This window comes from Streptomyces griseus (assembly GCF_001715295.1).
Lineage (GTDB): Bacteria > Actinomycetota > Actinomycetes > Streptomycetales > Streptomycetaceae > Streptomyces > Streptomyces griseus_G.
On sequence record NZ_MDKB01000001.1, the window covers coordinates 1,077,716 to 1,098,367 of the forward strand.

Below are 20,652 nucleotides of genomic sequence, written 5' to 3' on the forward strand. Positions count from 1 at the left end.
CCGCCATGAAGCTCGGCGCGGTCGTCATCACGATGGGCAATCGCCCCGACGAGCTGCGCGCGCTCCTCGACTCGGTCGCCGGGCAGGACGGTGACCGGATCGAGGTCGTCGTCGTCGGCAACGGTGCCCCCGTTCCCGACGTCCCCGCGGGCGTCCGGACGGTGGAACTTCCGGAGAACCTGGGCATTCCCGCCGGCCGCAACGTCGGCATCGAGGCCTTCGGCCCCTCCGGCGCCGACGTGGACGCCCTGCTCTTCCTCGACGACGACGGTCTGCTGCCGAACACCGACACCGCCGAGCTTTGCCGGCAGGCGTTCGAGGCGGACCCGAAGCTCGGCATCATCACCTTCCGCATCGCCGACCCGGACACCGGGGCCACCCAGCGCCGGCACGTGCCGCGGCTGCGCGCCTCCGACCCGATGCGCTCGTCCCGGGTGACGACGTTCCTCGGCGGCGCCAACGCCGTGCGGACCCAGGTGATCGCCGAGGTCGGCCCGCTGCCCGGGGGCTTCTTCTACGCGCACGAGGAGACCGACCTGGCCTGGCGTGCCCTGGACGCGGGCTGGATGATCGACTACCGCGCGGACATGGTGCTCAACCACCCCACGACCGCCCCTTCGCGGCACGCGGTCTACCACCGTATGGTCGCGCGCAACAGGGTCTGGCTCGCCCGCCGCAACCTCCCCGCCCCGCTGGTCCCCGCGTACCTCGGGGTGTGGCTTCTGCTCACCCTGGTCCGCAGGCCGTCGCTGCCCGCGCTCAGGGCCTGGTTCGGGGGTTTCCGGGAGGGCTGGGCGAAGCCCTGCGGACCGCGGCGCCCCATGAGGTGGCGTACGGTATGGCGGCTGACCAGACTGGGCCGACCACCTGTGATCTGAGAGGCTTCCCTCTGAGACCATGAGCCGTATTCATCCGTACGGGGAACCTGTCCGCCCTCGGCCGTGCCCGGCTGCGCATTGTGAAGACGAGAGTTCTGACTTGTGAGTGACACGACCCACGACGGCGGGCTTGCGCTGAGCCCCCCGCCGTCCGCCGACGAGGGGCTGAGCGCCTCCCGGCTGGCCGACAAGTACGGCCTGACGGTGAGCGGCGCCAGACCCGGGCTGTTCGCGTACATCCGGCAGCTCTGGGGCCGCCGCCACTTCATCCTGGCGTTCTCCAGAGCCAAGCTGACCGCCCAGTACAGCCAGGCCAAGCTCGGCCAGCTGTGGCAGGTGGCCACCCCCCTGCTGAACGCCCTGGTGTACTTCCTGATCTTCGGGCTGATCCTGGGGACGAGGAAGGGGATGAGCCAGGAGGTCTTCATCCCCTTCCTGGTGACCGGCGTGTTCGTCTTCACCTTCACCCAGAACTCCGTCATGGCGGGGGTGCGGTCCATCTCCGGCAACCTCGGCCTGGTCCGCGCCCTGCACTTCCCCCGGGCCTCCCTGCCGATCTCGTTCTCGCTCCAGCAGCTCCAGCAGCTGCTGTTCTCGATGATCGTGCTGATCGCGGTGGCGGTGGGCTTCGGAAGCTATCCGACGCTGTCCTGGCTGCTGGTCGTGCCGGCGCTGGGGCTCCAGTTCCTCTTCAACAGCGGCCTGGCGCTGATCATGGCCCGGCTGGGCAGCAAGACCCCGGACCTCGCGCAGTTGATGCCGTTCATCATGCGTACCTGGATGTACGCCTCGGGCGTCATGTTCTCCATCCCGGTGATGCTGGCCGACAAGCCGCAGTGGATCGCCGACGTGCTGCAGTACAACCCGGCGGCCATCTACATGGACCTGGTCCGCTTCGCGCTGATCGACGGCTACGGCTCCGAGAACCTGCCGGCGCACGTCTGGGCCGTCGGTCTCGCCTGGTCGCTCGTGGTGGGCGTCCTGGGCTTCGTGTACTTCTGGAAGGCAGAGGAACGGTACGGCCGTGGCTGACGAATCGTCCCAGGGACACATCCCCACCGTGATCGCCGACGAGGTGCACATCGTGTACCGGGTCAACGGCACGCGCGGCGGCAAGGGCAGCGCCACGGCCGCACTGAGCCGCATGGTGCGCCGTGGCAAGGGCGAGCAGCGCGGTGTGCGCAAGGTGCACGCGGTGCGGGGAGTGTCGTTCACCGCCTACCGGGGCCAGGCGATCGGTCTCATCGGTACGAACGGCTCCGGCAAGTCCACCCTGCTGCGGGCCATCGCGGGACTGCTGCCGACGGAGTCCGGCAAGGTCTACACGGACGGCCAGCCGTCGCTGCTGGGTGTCAACGCCGCACTGATGAGCGATCTGACCGGTGAGCGCAACGTGGTGCTCGGCGGCCTCGCCATGGGCATGAGCCGCGAGGAGATCCGCGAGCGGTACCAGGACATCGTGGACTTCTCGGGGATCAACGAGAAGGGTGACTTCATCACGCTGCCGATGCGCACGTACTCCTCCGGTATGGCGGCGCGGCTGCGGTTCTCGATCGCGGCGGCCAAGAACCACGACGTGCTCATGATCGACGAGGCGCTCGCCACCGGTGACCGCAAGTTCCGGGTCCGCTCCGAGGAGCGGATCCGTGAGCTCCGCAAGGAGGCCGGCACCGTCTTCCTGGTCAGCCACAACAACACGACGATCAGGGAGACCTGCGACCGGGTGCTGTGGCTGGAGAAGGGGGAGCTCCTGATGGACGGCGGCACCGACGAGGTGCTGAAGGCGTACGAGCGGGAGACCGGGAAGTAGGCCGTCGCGACCGCGTGGCCCCCGCCGGAGCAGAGCGGCGGGGGCCACGCGGTGTGCGGATCCGCACGGTGCGGCGGGCCGGGAGGAGACCGGTGGGACTATCTCCTCCCGTCGGATGACGTCAATCAGCCGCGATACGGGGATCGTTGGCGGAGATCAGCGTGGTGAGCCAGGCGCGCTGGACCCCGCAGCGGCCCTGTGAGCTGTACAACGTAAGCTGTACCGGTGCTGATTCGCGGCAGTGTGGGCCGATACGTCCCCCGGTGCCTCACCCGTTGTACGCCTGTCGCACTCGGGAAGACGAGCGGCGTGTCCGAAAAGGGATGTTTTGGGTCAGCAGTGTAGAACGGGAGATATGACGGCAATGATGGGGAATCTCCAGCTCCGACGTGGTGTCGCCGTCCCCGCGTCGGGCGGTACGCAGTGACCCCTACCCAGCAGGCGCGTACCGACGCCGCCACCGGCACGCTCGACAAGGCCGCGGCCGAGAACTTCCCCGTGGCGCCCTTCTTCCTGCCTCGAGCCTGGCGCGACGACCTGATGGCGGTCTACGGATTCGCCCGCCTCGTCGACGACATCGGCGACGGCGACCTGGCACCCGGCGGCGCCGACGCCCGCCACCTCGGCCTGGACGCCGGCCGGACCGAGGACCGGCCGGCCATGCTGGACGCGCTGGAGGCCGACCTGCACCGGGTCTTCGCCGGCCGCGGCGAGGGCCCGCGCCACCCCCTGATGCGCTCCCTGCGTCCCACCGTGCGACGCTGCGCGCTCACCCCCGAACCCTTCCTCGGCCTCATCGAGGCCAACCGCCAGGACCAGAAGGTCCGCCGCTACGCGACGTACGAGGAGCTCGTGGCCTACTGCGAGCTCTCCGCCAACCCCGTCGGCCGGCTCGTCCTGCAGATCACCGGCACCGCGAGCCCCGAGCGCATCCGCCGCTCCGACGCGGTCTGCACCGCCCTGCAGATCGTCGAACACCTCCAGGACGTGGCCGAGGACCTCGGCAGCGACCGGATCTACCTGCCCGCCGCCGACATGGCCCGGTTCCACGTGGGCGAGGCCGACCTGGCCGTGCCGTCCGCGGGCGCGTCCCTGCGCGCCCTGATCGCGTTCGAGGCCCAGCGCGCCCATGACCTGCTGGACGAGGGCATCCCCCTGGTGGGGAGCGTCCACGGCAGGCTCAGGCTGCTCCTCGCCGGCTTCGTCGGCGGCGGACGGGCCGCCCTCGACGCGATTGCGGCCGCCGGCTTCGACGTACTGCCCGGACCGCCCGGACCCACCGCGCCCGGCCTGCTGCGCGCCGTGGGAACCGTCCTGCGAAGAGCGCACAGAGAGAGGTGAGCCGGACCGTGGAGGGACAGACGACGTACATGTCGGCACCGGTACAGGCCGCATACAGCTACTGCGAGGCCGTCACCGGACAACAGGCCAGGAACTTCGCGTACGGCATCAGACTGCTGCCGTACGCGAAGCGTCAGGCCATGTCGGCGCTGTACGCCTTCTCCCGTCGTGTCGACGACATCGGCGACGGCGAGCTGGATCCGGCGACCAAGAGCACCCGGCTGGAGGGCACCCGCGCACTGCTCGACCGGATCCGGGAGGGTGCCGTCGAGGAGGACGACACCGATCCGGTCGCCGTCGCGCTCGCCGACGCCGCGCGCCGGTTCCCGCTGCCGCTCGGCGGCCTCGACGAGCTCATCGACGGCGTGCTGATGGACGTCCGCGGCGAGCACTACGAGACCTGGGACGACCTCAGGACCTACTGCCGGTGCGTCGCCGGTGCGATCGGACGGCTCAGCCTGGGCGTCTTCGGCACGGTGCCGGGCGCACGCGGTACCGACCGGGCCGCGGAGTACGCCGACACCCTCGGCCTCGCCCTCCAGCTCACCAACATCCTGCGCGACGTCCGCGAGGACGCGGGCAACGGGCGTACGTACCTGCCCGCCGACGACCTCGCCAAGTTCGGCTGCGCCGCCGGGTTCCGGCGGGCCACCCCGCCACCCGGCTCCGACTTCGCCGGACTGGTGCACTTCGAGGTGCGGCGCGCCCGGGCCCTGTTCGCCGAGGGATACCGGCTGCTGCCCATGCTGGACCGGCGCAGCGGTGCCTGTGTGGCCGCCATGGCGGGCATCTACCGCAGGCTCCTGGACCGGATCGAACGCGACCCGGAAGCGGTCCTGCGCGGCAGGGTCTCGCTGCCCGGCCACGAGAAGGCGTACGTTGCCGTACGCGGCCTCTCGGGACTCGACGCGCGCTCCATCTCGCGCCGGACGGCCGGGGGGCGGGCCCGATGACTCACCGCCGGCCCGGCTCCGGGCGCACCTGGCGGGCAACCTCCCGGCCGTGCACCGCGTCCAGGACAGCGACACCACGGCGAGAGGGGAACCCATGACCGGCCGTGACCCGCACCGTGCGGTGGTCGTCGGCGGCGGCCTCGCCGGAGTCACCACCGCCCTGCGCCTCGCCGACGCGGGGGTCGGCGTAACCCTCCTCGAAGGCCGGCCCAGGCTCGGCGGGCTGGCGTTCTCCTTCCGCCGCGGCGAACTGTCCGTCGACAACGGCCAGCACGTCTACCTGCGCTGCTGCACCGGCTACCGCTGGTTCCTCGACCGCATCGACGGCACCCACCTCGCACCGCTCCAGGACCGCCTCGACGTGCCCGTACTCGACGTCGCACGGCCCGCGGGGCCGAGGCTCGGACGGCTGCGCCGCACCGGGCTGCCCGTCCCGCTGCACCTCGCGGGCGGGCTCGCCGCCTACCCGCACCTCTCCCTCGCCGAGAAGGCGGGCGTCGCACGGGCCGCGCTGGCCCTGGGCCGCCTCGACCCGGCCGACCCCGCGCTCGACGGCATCGACTTCGCCACCTGGCTGCGCCGCAACGGGCAGTCCCCGCGCACCATCGAGGCGCTCTGGGACCTCGTCGGCGTCGCCACCCTCAACGCCACGGCGCCCCACGCCTCCATGGCGCTCGCCGCCATGGTGTTCAAGACCGGCCTGCTCTCCGAGCCGGGCGCCGCCGACATCGGCTGGGCCGCCGTCCCGCTCGGCGACCTGCACGGCACCCTCGCCCGCAGGTCCCTCGACTCGGCGGGGGTACGCACCTGCCTGCGCAGCCGGGTGGACTCGATCACCCGGACCGAGGACGGCCGGTGGGCCGTCGGCACGGGTGGCGAGCGGATCGAGGCGGACACCGTCGTCCTCGCCGTCCCGCAGGGCGAGACGCACCGCCTGCTGCCCGAAGGGGCGCTCGAGAACCCCGACCGTCTGCTGGACATCGCGGACGCGCCGATCCTCAACGTGCACGTCGTCTACGACCGCAGGGTTCTGCGCAGGCCGTTCTTCGCCGCTCTCGGCTCTCCCGTCCAGTGGGTCTTCGACCGCACCGCACCTTCCGGCCTCCAGGGCCCCGGTCAGTACCTGGCGGTCTCCCAGTCCGCGGCGCAGGACGAGATCGACCTGCCCGTCGCCGAACTGCGCAGCCGCTACCTGCCCGAACTGGAACGGCTCCTCCCGGCCGCGCGTGGTGCCGGGATCCGCGACTTCTTCGTGACCCGCGAACGCACCGCGACCTTCGCCCCCGCACCCGGCGTAGGGCGCCTGAGGCCGGACACGCACACCCGTGCCCCTGGACTCCACCTGGCGGGTGCGTGGACCGCCACCGGCTGGCCCGCCACGATGGAGGGCGCCGTCCGCAGCGGCCTCGGTGCCGCCGACGCCGCGCTGCGCGCCCTCGGCCGGACCCACGAACATCCGCTGCAGGAGGCGGCATGAGCAGTACCACCGGAACAAGAGGAGAGTCTGTGACCCCGGCGAATCCGGCTTACGGCACCGTGGTGGACACCACGGATGTCACCGCGCTTCTGGAGCGCGGAAGGGCCCTGTCAGCGCCGGTGCTGCGAGCTGCCGTGGACCGGCTCGCGCCGCCCATGGACACCGTCGCGGCCTACCACTTCGGCTGGATCGACGCCCAGGGCCGGCCCGCCGACGGCGACGGCGGCAAAGCCGTGCGGCCCGCGCTCGCCCTGCTGTCCGCGGAGGCGGCGGGTGCCCCCGCCGAGGCCGGCATCCCCGGCGCCGTCGCGGTCGAACTCGTGCACAACTTCTCACTGCTGCACGACGACCTCATGGACGGCGACGAACAGCGCCGCCACCGCGACACCGTATGGAAGGTGCACGGCCCGGCGCAGGCCATCCTCGTCGGCGACGCGCTCTTCGCGCTGGCCAACGAGATCCTGCTGGAGCTCGGCACCGTGGAAGCCGGGCGAGCCGCCCGCAGGTTGACCACGGCGACCCGCAAGCTCATCGACGGCCAGGCCCAGGACATCTCCTACGAGCACCGTGAGCGGGTCACCGTCGAGGAGTGCCTGGAGATGGAGGGCAACAAGACGGGCGCCCTGCTCGCCTGCGCCGTCTCCATCGGCGCGGTGCTCGGAGGCGCCGACGACCGCACCGCCGACGTCCTGGAGGCGTACGGCTACCACCTCGGTCTCGCCTTCCAGGCCGTCGACGACCTGCTCGGCATCTGGGGCGACCCGGAGTCCACGGGCAAGCAGACCTGGAGCGATCTGCGTCAGCGCAAGAAGTCCCTGCCCGTCGTCGCCGCGCTCGCCGCCGGCGGACCGGCCTCCGCCCGGCTCGGCGAGTTGCTCGCCGCCGACGCGAAGAGCAGCGACTTCGACAGCTTCTCCGAAGAGGAGTTCGCCGCGCGCGCGGCACTCATCGAGGAGGCGGGCGGCCGTGAATGGACCGCCCAGGAAGCCCGCCGTCAGCACACGGTAGCCATCGAGGCGCTGAACGGCGTCGACATGCCGGAACCCGTTCGGGCGCAGCTCACCGCGCTCGCCGACTTCGTCGTCGTACGAAAGAGATGATGACCATTCAGATATGACTCGCAGTCGCCGGCGGGCGCCCATCCGGGTGCCCGCCGACGGAGACCCCAGCACAGCAGAGGACCACACTGCACGAAGGGGAAGCCATGACAGCGACGACCGACGGAAGCACCGGAGCCGCGCACCTCCGCGCAGCTCCGGCCAGCCGACCGACCGAATCAACCACCATCACCGCCGCGGACGACGCGTTCGCCGCCGCGCGGCACGCCGCGGAACGCTCGGTGCAGCACCTCCTCGGCAGGCAGGACGAGCAGGGCTGGTGGAAGGGCGACCTCGCCACCAACATCACCATGGACGCCGAGGACCTCCTGCTCCGCCAGTTCCTCGGGATCCAGGACCCGTCCACCGTGCAGGCGGCAGCCCGCTTCATCCGCGGCGAACAGCTCGGCGACGGCACCTGGGCCACCTTCTACGGCGGGCCCCCCGACCTCTCCGCCACCATCGAGGGATACGTCGCCCTCCGGCTGGCGGGGGACAGGCCGGACGACCCTCACATGATCCGGGCGGCCCGCTGGGTCAGGGAAGAGGGCGGCATCGCGGCCTCCCGGGTCTTCACCCGTATCTGGCTCGCACTCTTCGGCTGGTGGAAGTGGGACGACCTGCCGGAACTCCCACCCGAGCTGATGTTCTTCCCTCCGTGGGTACCGCTCAACATCTACGACTTCGGCTGCTGGGCCCGCCAGACCATCGTCCCGCTCACCATCGTCTCCGCGAAGCGGCCCGTCCGCCCCGCACCGTTCACCCTGGACGAACTGCACACCGACCCGGCCTGCCCGAACCCGGCCAGGCCCATGGCGCCCGCGGTCAGCTGGGACGGCGTCTTCCAGCGGCTCGACAAGGCACTGCACGCCTACCACAGGGTCGCCCCGCGCCGGCTGCGCCGCGTCGCCATGAACGCCGCCGCCCGCTGGATCATCGAGCGCCAGGAGAACGACGGCTGCTGGGGCGGCATCCAGCCGCCCGCCGTGTACTCCGTCATCGCCCTGCACCTGCTCGGGTACGACCTCGACCACCCGGTGATGCGGGCGGGGCTCGCCTCGCTCGACCGGTTCACCGTCTGGCGCGAGGACGGCGCCCGTATGGTCGAGGCCTGTCAGTCACCGGTCTGGGACACCTGCCTCGCCACCATCGCGCTCGCCGACGCCGGGGTGAGCCCCGACCATCCGGCGCTCGTGAAGGCTGCCGACTGGATGCTCGGCGAGGAGATCGTACGGCCGGGCGACTGGGCCGTACGCAAGCCCGAACTAGCCCCCGGGGGATGGGCGTTCGAGTTCCACAACGACAACTACCCCGACATCGACGACACCGCCGAAGTCGTCCTGGCGCTCCGCCGCGTCCGTCACCCGGACCCGGACAGGGTCGAGGCCGCCATCGAGCGCGGAGTGCGCTGGAACCTCGGCATGCAGTCCCGCAACGGGGCCTGGGGCGCCTTCGACGCGGACAACACGAGCCCCTTCCCGAACCGGCTGCCGTTCTGCGATTTCGGTGAGGTCATCGACCCGCCCTCGGCGGACGTCACCGGGCACGTGGTGGAGATGCTCGCGGTCGAGGGCCGGGCCCACCATCCCCGTACCCGCCGCGGTGTCGAGTGGCTGCTGGCCGAACAGGAGCCGTCCGGGGCGTGGTTCGGCCGCTGGGGCGTCAACTACATCTACGGGACGGGCTCCGTCGTGCCCGCTCTCGTCGCGGCGGGACTTGCGGCCTCGCACCCCGCCGTCCGCCGGGCCGTCGGCTGGCTCGAGTCCGTGCAGAACGACGACGGAGGCTGGGGCGAGGACCTGCGCTCCTACCGGGAGGAGAAGTGGATCGGGCACGGCGCCTCGACCGCCTCCCAGACCGCGTGGGCACTCCTCGCGCTTCTCGCGGCCGGGGAACGCGAGAGCAGGGCCGTGGCACGCGGCATCGCCTGGCTGGTCGGGACCCAGCAGGCCGACGGTTCCTGGGACGAGCCGTACTTCACCGGCACGGGCTTCCCCTGGGACTTCTCCATCAACTACCACCTCTACCGGCAGGTGTTCCCCCTCACCGCCCTCGGCCGGTACGTGTACGGCGAGCCGTTCGCCGCCCGCGACGGTGCGGGCAGCGGAAAGGGGGCCTGAGCCGATGGGCGATCCCCAGGCGCCGCCCGGCCCCGCCGTGCCGCTCCTGATCGCCTGCGCCCTGGGTATCGAACGGCTGGCCCTGCGCACCGGCAGGGCCGGTGACGGGTCCGGCCCTGTCACCGTCGTCAGGACCGGGATGGGCCCCAGGGCGGCCGAGGAAGCGGTCCGCGGCGCACTGGGGCGGCCCGGGGCCGGGGGCGCCGCGGTCATCGCCTCCGGCTTCTGCGCCGGCCTCGCCCCCGGCATGCACCCCGGCGACCTCGTGGTGGCCGAGGAGACGAGGGACGCCGCGGGCACCACGGCCTGCACCGGCGCCGGTCTGCTCGTCGAGGCACTGACCAGGGCGGTACCCGGCAGCACCGTCCACACCGGCCCGTTGTCCGGTTCGGGCCACGTCGTCCGCGGGGCCGAACGGGCAGGACTGCTGGCGACCGGCGCCATCGCGGTGGACATGGAGTCCGCCGCGACACTCCGCACCGCCGTACGGACCGGGCCGCGCCCGGTTGCCGCCGTACGGGTGGTCGTGGACGCTCCAGAGCATGAGCTGGTCCGCATCGGCACGGTGCGCGGTGGAATATCGGCATTCCGCGTTCTCCGTGCCGTCCTTCCCGCTTTCCACGAATGGCACCGATCTTTGCTGCTCCCCAGGAGGTGAGCCCAGATGGCCATGCCGCTCCGTCAGTCCATCAAGGTTGCGACGTATCTCGTCGAACAGAAGATCCGCAAGCGGGACAAGTTCCCGCTGATCGTCGAGCTGGAACCCCTGTTCGCCTGCAACCTGGCGTGCGAGGGGTGCGGGAAGATCCAGCACCCCGCCGGAGTGCTCAAGCAGCGCATGCCGGTCGCCCAGGCGGTCGGCGCGGTGCTCGAATCAGGTGCCCCGATGGTCTCCATCGCCGGCGGCGAGCCGCTGATGCACCCTCAGATCGATGAGATCGTGCGCCAGCTGGTTGCCAAGAAGAAGTACGTGTTCCTCTGCACCAACGCCATGCTGATGCGCAAGAAGCTGGACAAGTTCACCCCGTCGCCCTACTTCGCCTTCGCCGTGCACATCGACGGACTGCGCGAGCGGCACGACGAGTCGGTCGCCAAGGAGGGCGTCTTCGACGAGGCGGTGGCGGCGATGAAGGAGGCCAAGCAGCGCGGCTTCCGGGTCACCACCAACTCCACCTTCTTCAACACCGACACCCCGCAGACCATCATCGAGGTACTCAACTACCTCAACGACGACCTGCAGGTCGACGAGATGATGATCTCGCCCGCCTACGCCTACGAGAAGGCGCCCGACCAGGAGCACTTCCTGGGGGTCGAACAGACCCGTGAACTCTTCAGGAAGTCCTTCGCGGGCGGCAACCGGGCCCGCTGGCGGCTCAACCACTCCCCGCTCTTCCTGGACTTCCTGGAAGGCAAGGCGGACTTCCCGTGCACCGCCTGGGCGATCCCCAACTACTCCCTCTTCGGCTGGCAGCGGCCCTGCTACCTGATGAGCGACGGTTACGTCCCTACCTACCGCGAGCTCATCGAGGAGACCGACTGGGACAAGTACGGCCGCGGCAAGGACCCGCGGTGCGCCAACTGCATGGCGCACTGCGGATACGAGCCCACCGCCGTGCTCGCCACCATGGGATCGCTCAAGGAGTCCCTGCGCGCCGCACGGGAGACCATCGGCGGCAGCCGGTGACGTCATGACCCACGGAGAACCGGTCGCCCCGGGGCTCCCCTGCCGCCGGCCCGGCCGCTCGCGGCGCACCGCTCCTCGCGGCGCGTCCGGGCGGGCCGGCGGCGGGAGCCCGGTGATCGCGGGATACCGGCCGTGACCGTGAGCTGAGGAACAGGACCAGAGAGGGGGCCGAGCGTGACGTTGCTGGAATCCATCAAGGGGCCGAAGGATCTCAAGGCGCTGAGCCGGCAGGAGCTCGGCGGACTCGCCGACGAGATCAGGACGTTCCTCGTCCGGGCCGTGACGAGGGCGGGGGGACATCTCGGACCCAACCTCGGCGTGGTCGAACTCTCCATCGCGCTGCACCGGGCCTTCGACTCGCCCGCGGACCGCATCCTGTGGGACACCGGGCACCAGAGCTACGTACACAAGCTCCTGACCGGACGGCAGGACTTCTCCGCCCTGCGGAGCAAGGGCGGACTGTCCGGCTACCCCTCGCGGGAGGAGTCGGAGCACGACGTCATCGAGAACTCCCACGCCTCGACGGTGCTGGGGTGGGCCGACGGACTCGCCAAGGCCAACGAGGTACGGGGCCGGCGCGACCACGTGGTCGCCGTGATCGGCGACGGGGCGCTCACCGGGGGAATGGCCTGGGAGGCGCTGAACAACATCGCCGCCGCCAGGAACCGCCCGCTCATCATCGTGGTGAACGACAACGAGCGCTCGTACGCCCCGACCATCGGCGGCCTGGCCGACCACCTCGCCACCCTGCGTACCACGGACGGGTACGAGCGCTTCCTCTCCTGGGGCAAGGGGGTGCTCCAGCAGACGCCGGTCATCGGGCAGCCGCTGTACGGGTCGCTGCACGGCGCCAAGAAGGGGTTCAAGGACACCTTCGCTCCGCAGGGCATGTTCGAGGACCTGGGGCTGAAGTACGTCGGCCCGGTCGACGGGCACGACACCGCCGCGGTGGAGTCGGCCCTGCACCGCGCGAAACGCTTCCACGGTCCCGTCCTGGTGCACTGCATCACCGAGAAGGGGCGGGGCTATCCGCCCGCCCTCGCCGACGACGCCGACCGCTTCCACACCGTCGGCGCCATGGATCCGCGGACCTGTGAGCCGCTCGTGGTGCCCGCGGCGCCCTCCTGGACCTCTGTGTTCGGCGACGAGATCGCGGCGATCGGCGCGGAGCGCCCCGACGTCGTCGCCGTCACCGCGGCGATGCTGCACCCCGTCGGACTCACCCGGTTCGCCGAGAAGTTCCCCGACCGGGTGTGGGACGTGGGGATCGCCGAGCAGCACGCGGCCGTCTCGGCGGCCGGGCTCGCCACCGGCGGGCTGCACCCGGTCGTCGCCGTCTACGCGACCTTCCTCAACCGGGCGTTCGACCAGGTGCTGATGGACGTCGCACTGCACCGGTGCGGTGTCACGTTCGTCCTGGACCGGGCCGGTGTCACCGGTACCGACGGGCCTTCGCACAACGGGATGTGGGACATGTCCGTACTCCAGGTCGTCCCCGGCCTCCGGATCGCCGCGCCGCGCGACGCGGACCGGCTGCGCGAGGAACTGCGGGAGGCCGTGGGCGTCGACGACGCCCCGACGGTGATCCGGTTCCCCAAGGAGTCGGTGGGCGAACCGGTCACGGCCGTCGGGCGGATCGGCGGCATGGACGTCCTGCACACGGCCGAGGACCCCGAGGTGCTGATCGTCGCGGTCGGGGTGCTGGCTTCCGTATGCCTGCGGGCGGCCGACCTGCTCGCCGGAGCCGGCATCCGCTGCACCGTCGTCGACCCGCGCTGGGTGAAACCCGTCGACGCCCGGCTGCCCGCCCTCGCCGCCCGGCACCGGCTGGTCGCGGTCGCCGAGGACAACAGCCGTACAGGCGGGGTCGGCTGGGCCGTCGGGCAGGCACTGCGGGACGCGGAGGTGGACGTACCGCTGCGGACGTTCGGCATCCCGGAGCGGTTCCTCGCGCACGCCAGGCGCGCCGAGGTCCTCGCCGACATCGGGCTCACGCCCGAGGAGATCGCCGGACGGATCGGCGAGGCGCTGGCGGGGCCCGGAACGGCGGGGGAGCGGGACGTGCCGAAGGAGAGTGGGGCATGACGAACGACGACGACCGGCCCCAGGGCTTCGACCTGACGCGGCTCCTGGCGGAGCGCGGCGCCGAACGCTACGACCTGCACACCCGCCACCTCAACCACCAGCTGCCGCGCATGCTGCGCACCATCGGCTTCGACAGGGTCTACGAGCGGGCCGAGGGCGCGTACTTCTGGGACGCGGAGGGCAACGACTACCTCGACATGCTCGCCGGTTTCGGGGTGATGGGGCTCGGCAGGCACCACCCCGTCGTACGCAAGGCCCTCCACGACGTCCTCGACGCCTCGCTCGCCGACCTGACCCGCTTCGACTGTCAGCCGCTGCCCGGACTGCTGGCCGAGAAGCTCCTGGAGCACAGCCCGCACCTGGACCGGGTCTTCTTCTGCAACAGCGGCACGGAAGCGGTCGAGACCGCGCTGAAGTTCGCCCGGTACGCCACCGGGAAGCCCAGGATCCTCTACTGCACGCACGCCTTCCACGGGCTGACGACCGGATCGCTCTCCGTCAACGGCGAGTCCGGGTTCCGGGACGGTTTCGCACCGCTGCTGCCCGACACGGCGATCCGGCTCGGCGACCTCGACGCCCTGCGGCGCGAACTGAAGCGCGGCGACGTGGCGGGGCTCGTCGTCGAGCCCATCCAGGGCAAGGGCGTGCACGCCTCGCCGCCCGGCTTCCTGCGGGCCGCGCGGGAACTGCTGCACCGCCACAAGGCGGTACTCATCGCGGACGAGGTACAGACGGGGCTCGGCCGGACCGGTGACTTCTACGCGTACCAGCACGAGGAGGGGGTCGAGCCCGACCTGCTCTGCGTCGCCAAGGCGCTCTCCGGCGGATACGTGCCGGTCGGGGCGACCCTGGGCAAGGAGTGGATCTTCAAGCGCGTCTACTCCTCCATGGACCGGGTTCTCGTCCACTCCGCGAGCTTCGGCTCCAACGCCCAGGCCATGGCGGCCGGGCTCGCGGTCCTGTCGGTGATGGAGGACGAGGGGACCGTCGCCAACGCCCGGCGTACCGGGGACCTGCTCCGCGAGCGGCTCGCCGCCCTCGTCGGCCGCTACGAGCTGTTGCACGAGGTGCGGGGGCGCGGGCTGATGATCGGCATCGAGTTCGGGCGGCCGTCCTCGCTGAAGCTCCGCAGCCGCTGGACGATGCTGCAGGCGGCACGCAAGGGGCTTTTCGCGCAGATGGTGGTCGTGCCGCTGCTGCGGAAGCACCGAATCCTCACGCAGGTGTCCGGCGACCACCTGGAGGTGATCAAACTGATCCCGCCCCTGGTCATCGGTGAGCGGGAGGTCGACCGCTTCGTGACCGCCTTCACGGCCGTGATGGACGACGCGCACGACGGCGGCGGACTCATGTGGGACTTCGGCAGGACGCTGGTGAAGCAGGCCGTCGGCAACCGCTGAGACCCGTTACCCGGCCGTCCTGCTACGCCCTCCCGCAGGCGCCGGCCATTTTTGCCTCACAGGTAAGAAATTTGCCTGTGAGGAAAGTTCCTGGCCCAATGGAGGTATGAATCCTCCTGAGGCGGGGGTGGCCGACGAACTGCCGGGCATCGCACCACGCCTGCGTGACCTGCGCCGCAACCGGGGTCTCACCCTGGAGGGCGCCGCCCGGCGGGCCGGTCTCTCCCCGGCCCACCTCTCCCGGCTGGAGACCGGCAACCGGCAGCCTTCGCTGCCCATGCTGCTCGGCCTCGCCAGGATCTACGGTACGACGGTCTCCGAGCTCCTCGGCGAGATGCCGCCCGAACGTGACGCGATCGTCAGGGGCGGCCCGCTCGGCGGGGCGGGCGCCGAAGCCGACGGCTGGCAGTACCGGCAGGCGGGCGGCCCGGGCCGCGCCATGCAGGCCCTGCGGGTGCGTGTGACGTACGGCGTCCAGGGAGATCTGGTCCGCGTCCATCCCGGCGAGGAGTGGCTGCACGTCCTCGACGGCCGGTTGAGGGTCGTGCTCGGGGAGACCGTCCACGACCTCGAACCGGGGGACAGCGCGCACTTCGACTCGCTCACCCCGCACCGGATCGCGGCGCTCGACCCCGGGGGCGTCCAGCTCCTCTTCGTCCACACGCTGCTGCAGAGCCCCGTAGCGGAGCTGTGCCTGGGCAGCGGAACCCATCGCTTCTGACCCCGCACCCGCCCCCTCGCTCTCTCCGCCGAACGGCCGAGAGGAAGGACTGTCATGTCTGACTCAGAGGATTACGACCCGCTCACGCCCCGCCGGCAGGAGGGCCAGGACACCCACGAGCGCAAGATGCCACGGGGTGTGATCATCCGTCTCTTCGCCTATCTGGTGGCGGGACACGTCGTGGCCGCCTTCCTCTTCCTGCTGTTCACCGTGGCGGGCAAGGGCTGACCGGCCGATTTCCCCCGGCGTGGGGGTGTGACGGCACGGGGGCGTGCCGAGGTGCCCGCCCGGGAGGCGGGGTGCCGGCGGGGGGCGGCGTCCGGCGGTTCAGGCCGGTGCCATGTGCCGCCTGCCAGGTGCCCGGTGCCGCCCGCCGTGCCGGGGTGTCGTTTCGGCGCCGGGGGTGGGGGCGCCCGGTGTGTCGTCGGAGCGGCGGTCACGCGTCCTCGACGAGGCGCTCGCGCAGCCTCTCCCGCGTCTCCGGTGAGAGCTTCAGGCCGTCCCGGAGGTAGCGGTCCGTGCTGCCCCAGTTCTCCTCGATGGTGGCGAAGGCGGCGGCGAGGTACTCGGAGCGCGCTCCGAAGAGCGGGTTCAGAAGATCCAGGACCTCCTGCGACATCCCCACCGACGACGTGTCGCTCCGCCGGATCCTGTACCGGCGGCGCGTGTCGTCGGACTTGAGGTAGTCCGCCTCGATGGCTTCCCTCTCGACGCCGACGGCGAGCAGCGAGACCGCCACCGACAGGCCGGCCCGGTCCTTGCCCGCCGCGCAGTGCATGAGCGCCGGAACGCTGTCCTCGGCCAGCGCGTGCAGCACACGGCTGTGTTCCGCGGTGCGGTCCGTGATGATGGCCCGGTAGGAGGCGATCATCCGCGCGGTCCCCTTGCCGTCGGCGAGGATCGAACGCAGCTGCTGGAGATTGCCGTCCCGCACCAGCCGCCAGAACTCGGCGCCGTCGGCCGGGTCGGAGAGCGGAATGCTGACGTTGCGGACGCCCGGCAGTTCCACGTCGTGACCGTCGAGCTTGTGGTCGGCCGCGTTGCGGAAGTCGAAGACGGTGTGCAGGCCCAGGCCGGCCAGGAACGCGGCGTCCGACTCGGTGGCGTGCGCCAGGTGGCCGCTGCGGTAGAGGCGCCCCATGCGCACCCTCCCGCCGTCGACGGTCGGGAGCCCGCCCACATCACGGAAGTTGCGCACACCGGTGAGCTCGACGTCGGTCGGCGGAACCTCTGGCAGCTGCGTCACAAGGACTCCTGGAGTGTCTGGCGCCGGCGCCGCTCGCCGACGAAGGGCACGCTCGCGACGATACGACATGGGCGCAGCAGGCAATGGCTATGCCCTCGACGGGTAAGGGTCGCCCCGCACTGCACGGCGGGCGCGACGACAGCTACGGCACCTCGCCGCGTTGTCGGAACATCCACAGGCGCAACCGGTATACGGACGTCCCCCCGCCGTGCGACGCACCGCATCCGGCGCCGCGCGCCGATCCACCGGGAAAGGTGGACACCCCCTTGGGTGAGCGCTCACCTGGGTGTGCCGGAGGTGTGGGCATCGTGTCCGTCTTGGGGCATTTAGGCGAACATGCCGGTCTTGTGCGGGAGATGGAGGGTCCTGGGTGAGCGGGATCATATCCGTGACGGTGTGTGGCGGAAAGGCCGACGGGCATTCCCCGTCCCGCGCGGAAAGCCAAGATCCGTAATCCACGGAGTGTGACGGGAATTCCGTGCCGGAATTGCGGCGGGCATTCCGGTCCGCAACCGGTGGCTTGTTCACCGCGTCCCGCCTCGCTTACGGTCACCGTCAATCCGGGCGGAACGCCTAATCCTGCCGCCGCCCGGAATCCGCACCGACCCACGTGTGGCAGGAGCGGGGGAACCAGGTAAGCCGCCGACCGGGAGATCCGGACGGCTCGGGGTCAAGTCGCGTCCGACGCGGCCGGGCATCTCCAGTCCGCACCCGACAGCTCACCTCGCAGGCGCCGGAGAGGAAAGCACCATGCCCGCAAAGGGTAAGCACCGCCGTACGAGGACCGGGCCGATCTCCCGAGGCGTTCTCGCCGCGGGGACCGGCGGCGCCGTCCTCGCCCTTCCGCTGATCGGCGCCACCGGCGCCCACGCCGCGGAGCAGTCCGCTCCGGCCACCAGGCCCGCGGCCGCAGCCGCCGCGCAGTCCGCCCCGGCCACGCCGGCCGCGAAGAAGGACAGCGCCACCACGACCTACTCCGTGGTCCCCGGCGACTACCTGGCGAAGATCGCGTCCGCCCAGAAGATCAAGGGCGGCTGGCAGAAGCTTTACCAGGACAACCGCGAGGTCGTCGGTGACAACCCGAGCCTGATCTTCCCGGGCATGAAGCTGACCCTCGGCGCCGAGGCGCCCGCGCCCGCCACCAAGGCCGCGCCCACCAAGGCCGCGCCCACCAAGGCGGAGCCGGCCCCGAAGGCTGCCGCTCCCGCCGGGAAGACGGCCGCGGTGCCGGCCGCCGCCGACTCCACCGCCGCCGCGAGCAACAGCTCCGGCTACACCACCCCGGTGGCCGGCGCCAACGTCACCACCCAGTACCGCGCCTCCGGTTCCAGCTGGGCCAGCGGCTACCACACGGGCTCCGACTTCCAGGCGGCCTCCGGTACCAGCGTCCGGTCCATCGGCCCCGGCACCGTCGTCTCGGCCGGGTGGAGCGGCTCGTACGGCAACGAGGTCGTCATCCAGCACAGCGACGGCATGTACTCCCAGTACGCCCACCTGTCCTCGCTCGACGTCTCCGCCGGCCAGACCGTCACCGGCGGCCAGCAGATCGGCCTCTCCGGCAGCACCGGCAACTCCACCGGCCCGCACCTCCACTTCGAGGTCCGCACCGGCCCGAGCTACGGGTCGGACGTCGACCCGATCGCCTACCTGCGCTCGCACGGCGTCTCCATCTGACGCGACCGCGAAGGTCCGGTAGTACAGCAGATGGTCCGCAGAGAGGGGCGGTGCGCGACGGCGCACCGCCCCTCTCCTTATTCCTGCTTTACCAAAACCTGACCGGGTGGTCTTTCTCACCACCCGTCAACCCCTTATTACGGTCGCGTAGGTCACAATCGACGGTGCAGGATATGCGCTTGTGGCAGACGATTCGAGAAATAGACAACGAGGCGTCATCGGGTCGTACGCGGCGATCGGCGACAGCTTCACCGAAGGCGTCGGAGACCCCGGTCCCGACGGGAGACTCGTCGGCTGGGCGGACCGGCTCGCGGTCCTCCTCGCGGACCGGCTCCCGGTTCCGGAAGCAGCGGCCGGGCCGGTGGACGACCCGCACGGGCATTTCCGGTACGCCAATCTCGCCGTACGCGGACGCCTCCTCGACCAGATCGTCGAGGAACAGGTGCCCCGCGCCAAGCAACTGGCCCCCGACCTGGTCAGCTTCTGCGCGGGCGGCAACGACATCATCCGGCCGGGCTCCGACCCGGACGACGTGGCCGAACGCTTCGAGCGCGCGGTCGCCGACCTGACGCAGGCGGTCGGCACCGTCATGGTCACCACCGGCTTCGACACCCGGGGCGTCCCGGTGCTCCGGCATCTGCGCGGCAAGATCGCCACGTACACCGCCCACGTCCGGTCCATCGCCGACCGCTACGACTGCCCGGTCCTGGACCTGTGGTCGCTGCGGTCCGTCCAGGACAGGCGAGCCTGGGACGCCGACCGGCTGCACCTCTCCGCCGAGGGACACACCAGGGTCGCGCTCCGTGCCGCCCAGGTCCTCGGGATCGAGGTGCCGGCCGATCCCGACCAGGGGTGGCCGCCGCAGCTGCAGCGCGGCACGCTCGAGGTGCGCCGCGACGACATCCTCTGGGCGCGCGAGTACCTCGTCCCGTGGATCGGGCGGAGGCTGCGCGGCGAGTCGTCCGGAGACCACGTCGAGGCCAAGCGTCCCGATCTGCTCCCGCTGTGAGAGCGGGTGCGTGACCGGGACCGGGGCGGTCGCGGACACGGGGCCCCGGCCCGCCCGGCTCACGCCGGCGGTGAGAGGGCCGGCCGGGCGAACCGCGGCCCGACGCGCTGCTCCCTTCCCGGTGCGGCAGACGACCCGTCAGGTACGCCGTCCAGGTACGCCGCCTCCCGCGGGGCGGCGTACCGGCCGGCGGCCGCGACCCGCGCCGGACGAACTCCGCTACGGAGTGATCAGGGGCAGGAGAGGACGCGTCGCGACCGCCGGTACGGCTCCGCCCGGGAGGGGTATCCGCAGCGGGCGGGCGGGTATCCGCTCCAGCACGCCACCCGCGAAGACGTCGTACAACGGCAGCGTCTCCAGGTGTACATAGCCGATATGGCAGTCGCACACCTCGAGCGGACAGCCGCGCGGGCCGAGGGCCCGGCGGTAGCTGCCGTCGTAGAGATTCCCCAGCTCGGCGGGGACGAAGTGACAGCGGCGCACCGTGCCGTCCCCGTCCACGGAGATGACCGACTCGCCCGTCCGGCAGGGCAGTCCGGCCGAGGAGTGCGGATACCGGCTGTACGGGAAGAGGGGGTCGAGGTCCGTCCAGCGGTCCGCCTCCTCGTCCGTGTAGGTGTGGCCCTCGGCGGCGTTGACCCACAGGTACACCTCCGGAGGAAGGTCGGCACGCAGCCGCCGGGCCTCGTCGAGATGGCCGTCGAGGCCGACGACTCCGACGCTGTGGCGGACGCCGAGCGCCGACAGCTTCCCGCAGGAGCCGAGGAACCGCTCGTACGGGGTCTGACCCGGGTGGTACGTGCACCAGAGGGCGACCTTCTCCCGGTCGGCGTCCGCCAGCCAGTCGGTGCGGCCGCCGAGATTGGTCTGGATGGCGACCCGGCCCACGTGCGGAAGCCGTGACAGTTCCACGATCGCCCTCCGGTACCAGGACCGCACCAGCCCCTCGCCCCACGGAGTGAACAGCACCGACAGCCGGTCGCCGGTCTGTGCGGCGGCCCATGCCGTGAACCGCTCCAGGGCCGCCCGGTCGGCGCGCAGCTGCTCCCGGCTGTCGCGCCGCTTCGCGAACGGGCAGTAGGGGCAGTCGTAGTCGCACGAGGCCAGCGGGCCCCGGTAGAGGATCGTCAGGTCCACGGTCATCGGCCCCCGCTCAT

Annotated in this window: 18 protein-coding genes and 1 riboswitch; of the genes, 16 read left to right on the plus strand and 2 right to left on the minus strand. The window is 71.4% G+C overall.

Features of this window, described 5'->3' with window-relative positions; genetic code table 11:
• Window positions 1-5 precede the first annotated feature (5 nt).
• From BA175_RS04170 to BA175_RS31035, 14 genes are all read left to right on the plus strand, one after another.
• Entirely contained in the window at window positions 6-878 is an 873-nt protein-coding gene (locus BA175_RS04170) for a glycosyltransferase family 2 protein (protein WP_175420764.1), read from the plus strand.
• Between the two features lie 102 nt (window positions 879-980).
• Window positions 981-1,910, plus strand: coding sequence for an ABC transporter permease (locus BA175_RS04175; protein ID WP_069169831.1), 930 nt, complete (start codon window positions 981-983; stop codon window positions 1,908-1,910).
• Entirely contained in the window at window positions 1,903-2,688 is a 786-nt protein-coding gene (locus BA175_RS04180) for an ABC transporter ATP-binding protein (protein ID WP_069169832.1), read from the plus strand. The genes BA175_RS04175 and BA175_RS04180 overlap by 8 nt, the downstream gene beginning before the upstream one ends.
• Window positions 2,689-3,111: 423 nt before the next feature.
• Window positions 3,112-4,029 carry a squalene synthase HpnC gene (gene hpnC / locus BA175_RS04185; protein ID WP_069169833.1) on the plus strand — a complete coding sequence of 306 codons (918 nt, stop codon included), beginning with the start codon at window positions 3,112-3,114 and terminating at the stop codon, window positions 4,027-4,029.
• Window positions 4,030-4,058: 29 nt separating this feature from the next.
• Entirely contained in the window at window positions 4,059-4,982 is a 924-nt protein-coding gene (gene hpnD, locus BA175_RS04190; RefSeq protein ID WP_175420765.1) for a presqualene diphosphate synthase HpnD, read from the plus strand.
• A 94-nt stretch (window positions 4,983-5,076) separates the two neighbouring features.
• A complete protein-coding gene (hpnE, locus tag BA175_RS04195) occupies window positions 5,077-6,459 on the plus strand; it encodes a hydroxysqualene dehydroxylase HpnE (protein ID WP_069169834.1) in 1,383 nt (460 codons plus the stop codon).
• A complete protein-coding gene (locus BA175_RS04200; protein WP_175420736.1) occupies window positions 6,456-7,559 on the plus strand; it encodes a polyprenyl synthetase family protein in 1,104 nt (367 codons plus the stop codon). The genes hpnE and BA175_RS04200 overlap by 4 nt, the downstream gene beginning before the upstream one ends.
• Before the next feature lie 104 nt (window positions 7,560-7,663).
• A complete protein-coding gene (gene shc / locus BA175_RS04205) occupies window positions 7,664-9,676 on the plus strand; it encodes a squalene--hopene cyclase (protein WP_069169836.1) in 2,013 nt (670 codons plus the stop codon).
• Between the two features lie 4 nt (window positions 9,677-9,680).
• Entirely contained in the window at window positions 9,681-10,334 is a 654-nt protein-coding gene (locus BA175_RS04210) for a phosphorylase family protein (protein WP_069169837.1), read from the plus strand.
• Window positions 10,335-10,340: 6 nt separating this feature from the next.
• Complete coding sequence (gene hpnH, locus BA175_RS04215) at window positions 10,341-11,360, plus strand: adenosyl-hopene transferase HpnH (protein WP_069169838.1); 1,020 nt, start codon at window positions 10,341-10,343, stop codon at window positions 11,358-11,360.
• A 174-nt stretch (window positions 11,361-11,534) separates the two neighbouring features.
• Window positions 11,535-13,445, plus strand: coding sequence for a 1-deoxy-D-xylulose-5-phosphate synthase (dxs, locus tag BA175_RS04220; protein ID WP_069169839.1), 1,911 nt, complete (start codon window positions 11,535-11,537; stop codon window positions 13,443-13,445).
• Entirely contained in the window at window positions 13,442-14,845 is a 1,404-nt protein-coding gene (locus BA175_RS04225; RefSeq protein ID WP_069169840.1) for an aspartate aminotransferase family protein, read from the plus strand. Before dxs ends, BA175_RS04225 begins: the two co-directional genes overlap by 4 nt.
• A 106-nt stretch (window positions 14,846-14,951) precedes the next feature.
• Entirely contained in the window at window positions 14,952-15,566 is a 615-nt protein-coding gene (locus BA175_RS04230) for a helix-turn-helix domain-containing protein (RefSeq protein ID WP_069169841.1), read from the plus strand.
• 54 nt (window positions 15,567-15,620) lie between these two features.
• A complete protein-coding gene (locus BA175_RS31035) occupies window positions 15,621-15,794 on the plus strand; it encodes a DUF6126 family protein (RefSeq protein WP_175420737.1) in 174 nt (57 codons plus the stop codon).
• 208 nt (window positions 15,795-16,002) lie between these two features.
• Here the strand turns inward: BA175_RS31035 and BA175_RS04235 are convergent, their stop codons facing one another.
• A complete protein-coding gene (locus BA175_RS04235) occupies window positions 16,003-16,812 on the minus strand; it encodes a tyrosine-protein phosphatase (protein WP_069169842.1) in 810 nt (269 codons plus the stop codon).
• 589 nt (window positions 16,813-17,401) lie between these two features.
• Window positions 17,402-17,560: riboswitch (cyclic di-AMP (ydaO/yuaA leader) on the plus strand.
• A gap of 2 nt (window positions 17,561-17,562) precedes the next feature.
• Between BA175_RS04235 and BA175_RS04240 the strand changes: the two genes are divergently transcribed.
• The gene (locus tag BA175_RS04240; RefSeq protein ID WP_069169843.1) at window positions 17,563-18,486 is read left to right on the plus strand and encodes a M23 family metallopeptidase; all 924 of its coding nucleotides are present in this window, start codon (window positions 17,563-17,565) and stop codon (window positions 18,484-18,486) included.
• Between the two features lie 181 nt (window positions 18,487-18,667).
• Entirely contained in the window at window positions 18,668-19,495 is an 828-nt protein-coding gene (locus BA175_RS04245) for an SGNH/GDSL hydrolase family protein (protein WP_069169844.1), read from the plus strand.
• 219 nt (window positions 19,496-19,714) lie between these two features.
• On the opposite strand, the gene BA175_RS04250 is transcribed toward BA175_RS04245, so the two are convergent.
• Window positions 19,715-20,632, minus strand: coding sequence for an STM4011 family radical SAM protein (locus BA175_RS04250; protein WP_107407530.1), 918 nt, complete (start codon window positions 20,630-20,632; stop codon window positions 19,715-19,717).
• Window positions 20,633-20,652: the final 20 nt, after the last annotated feature.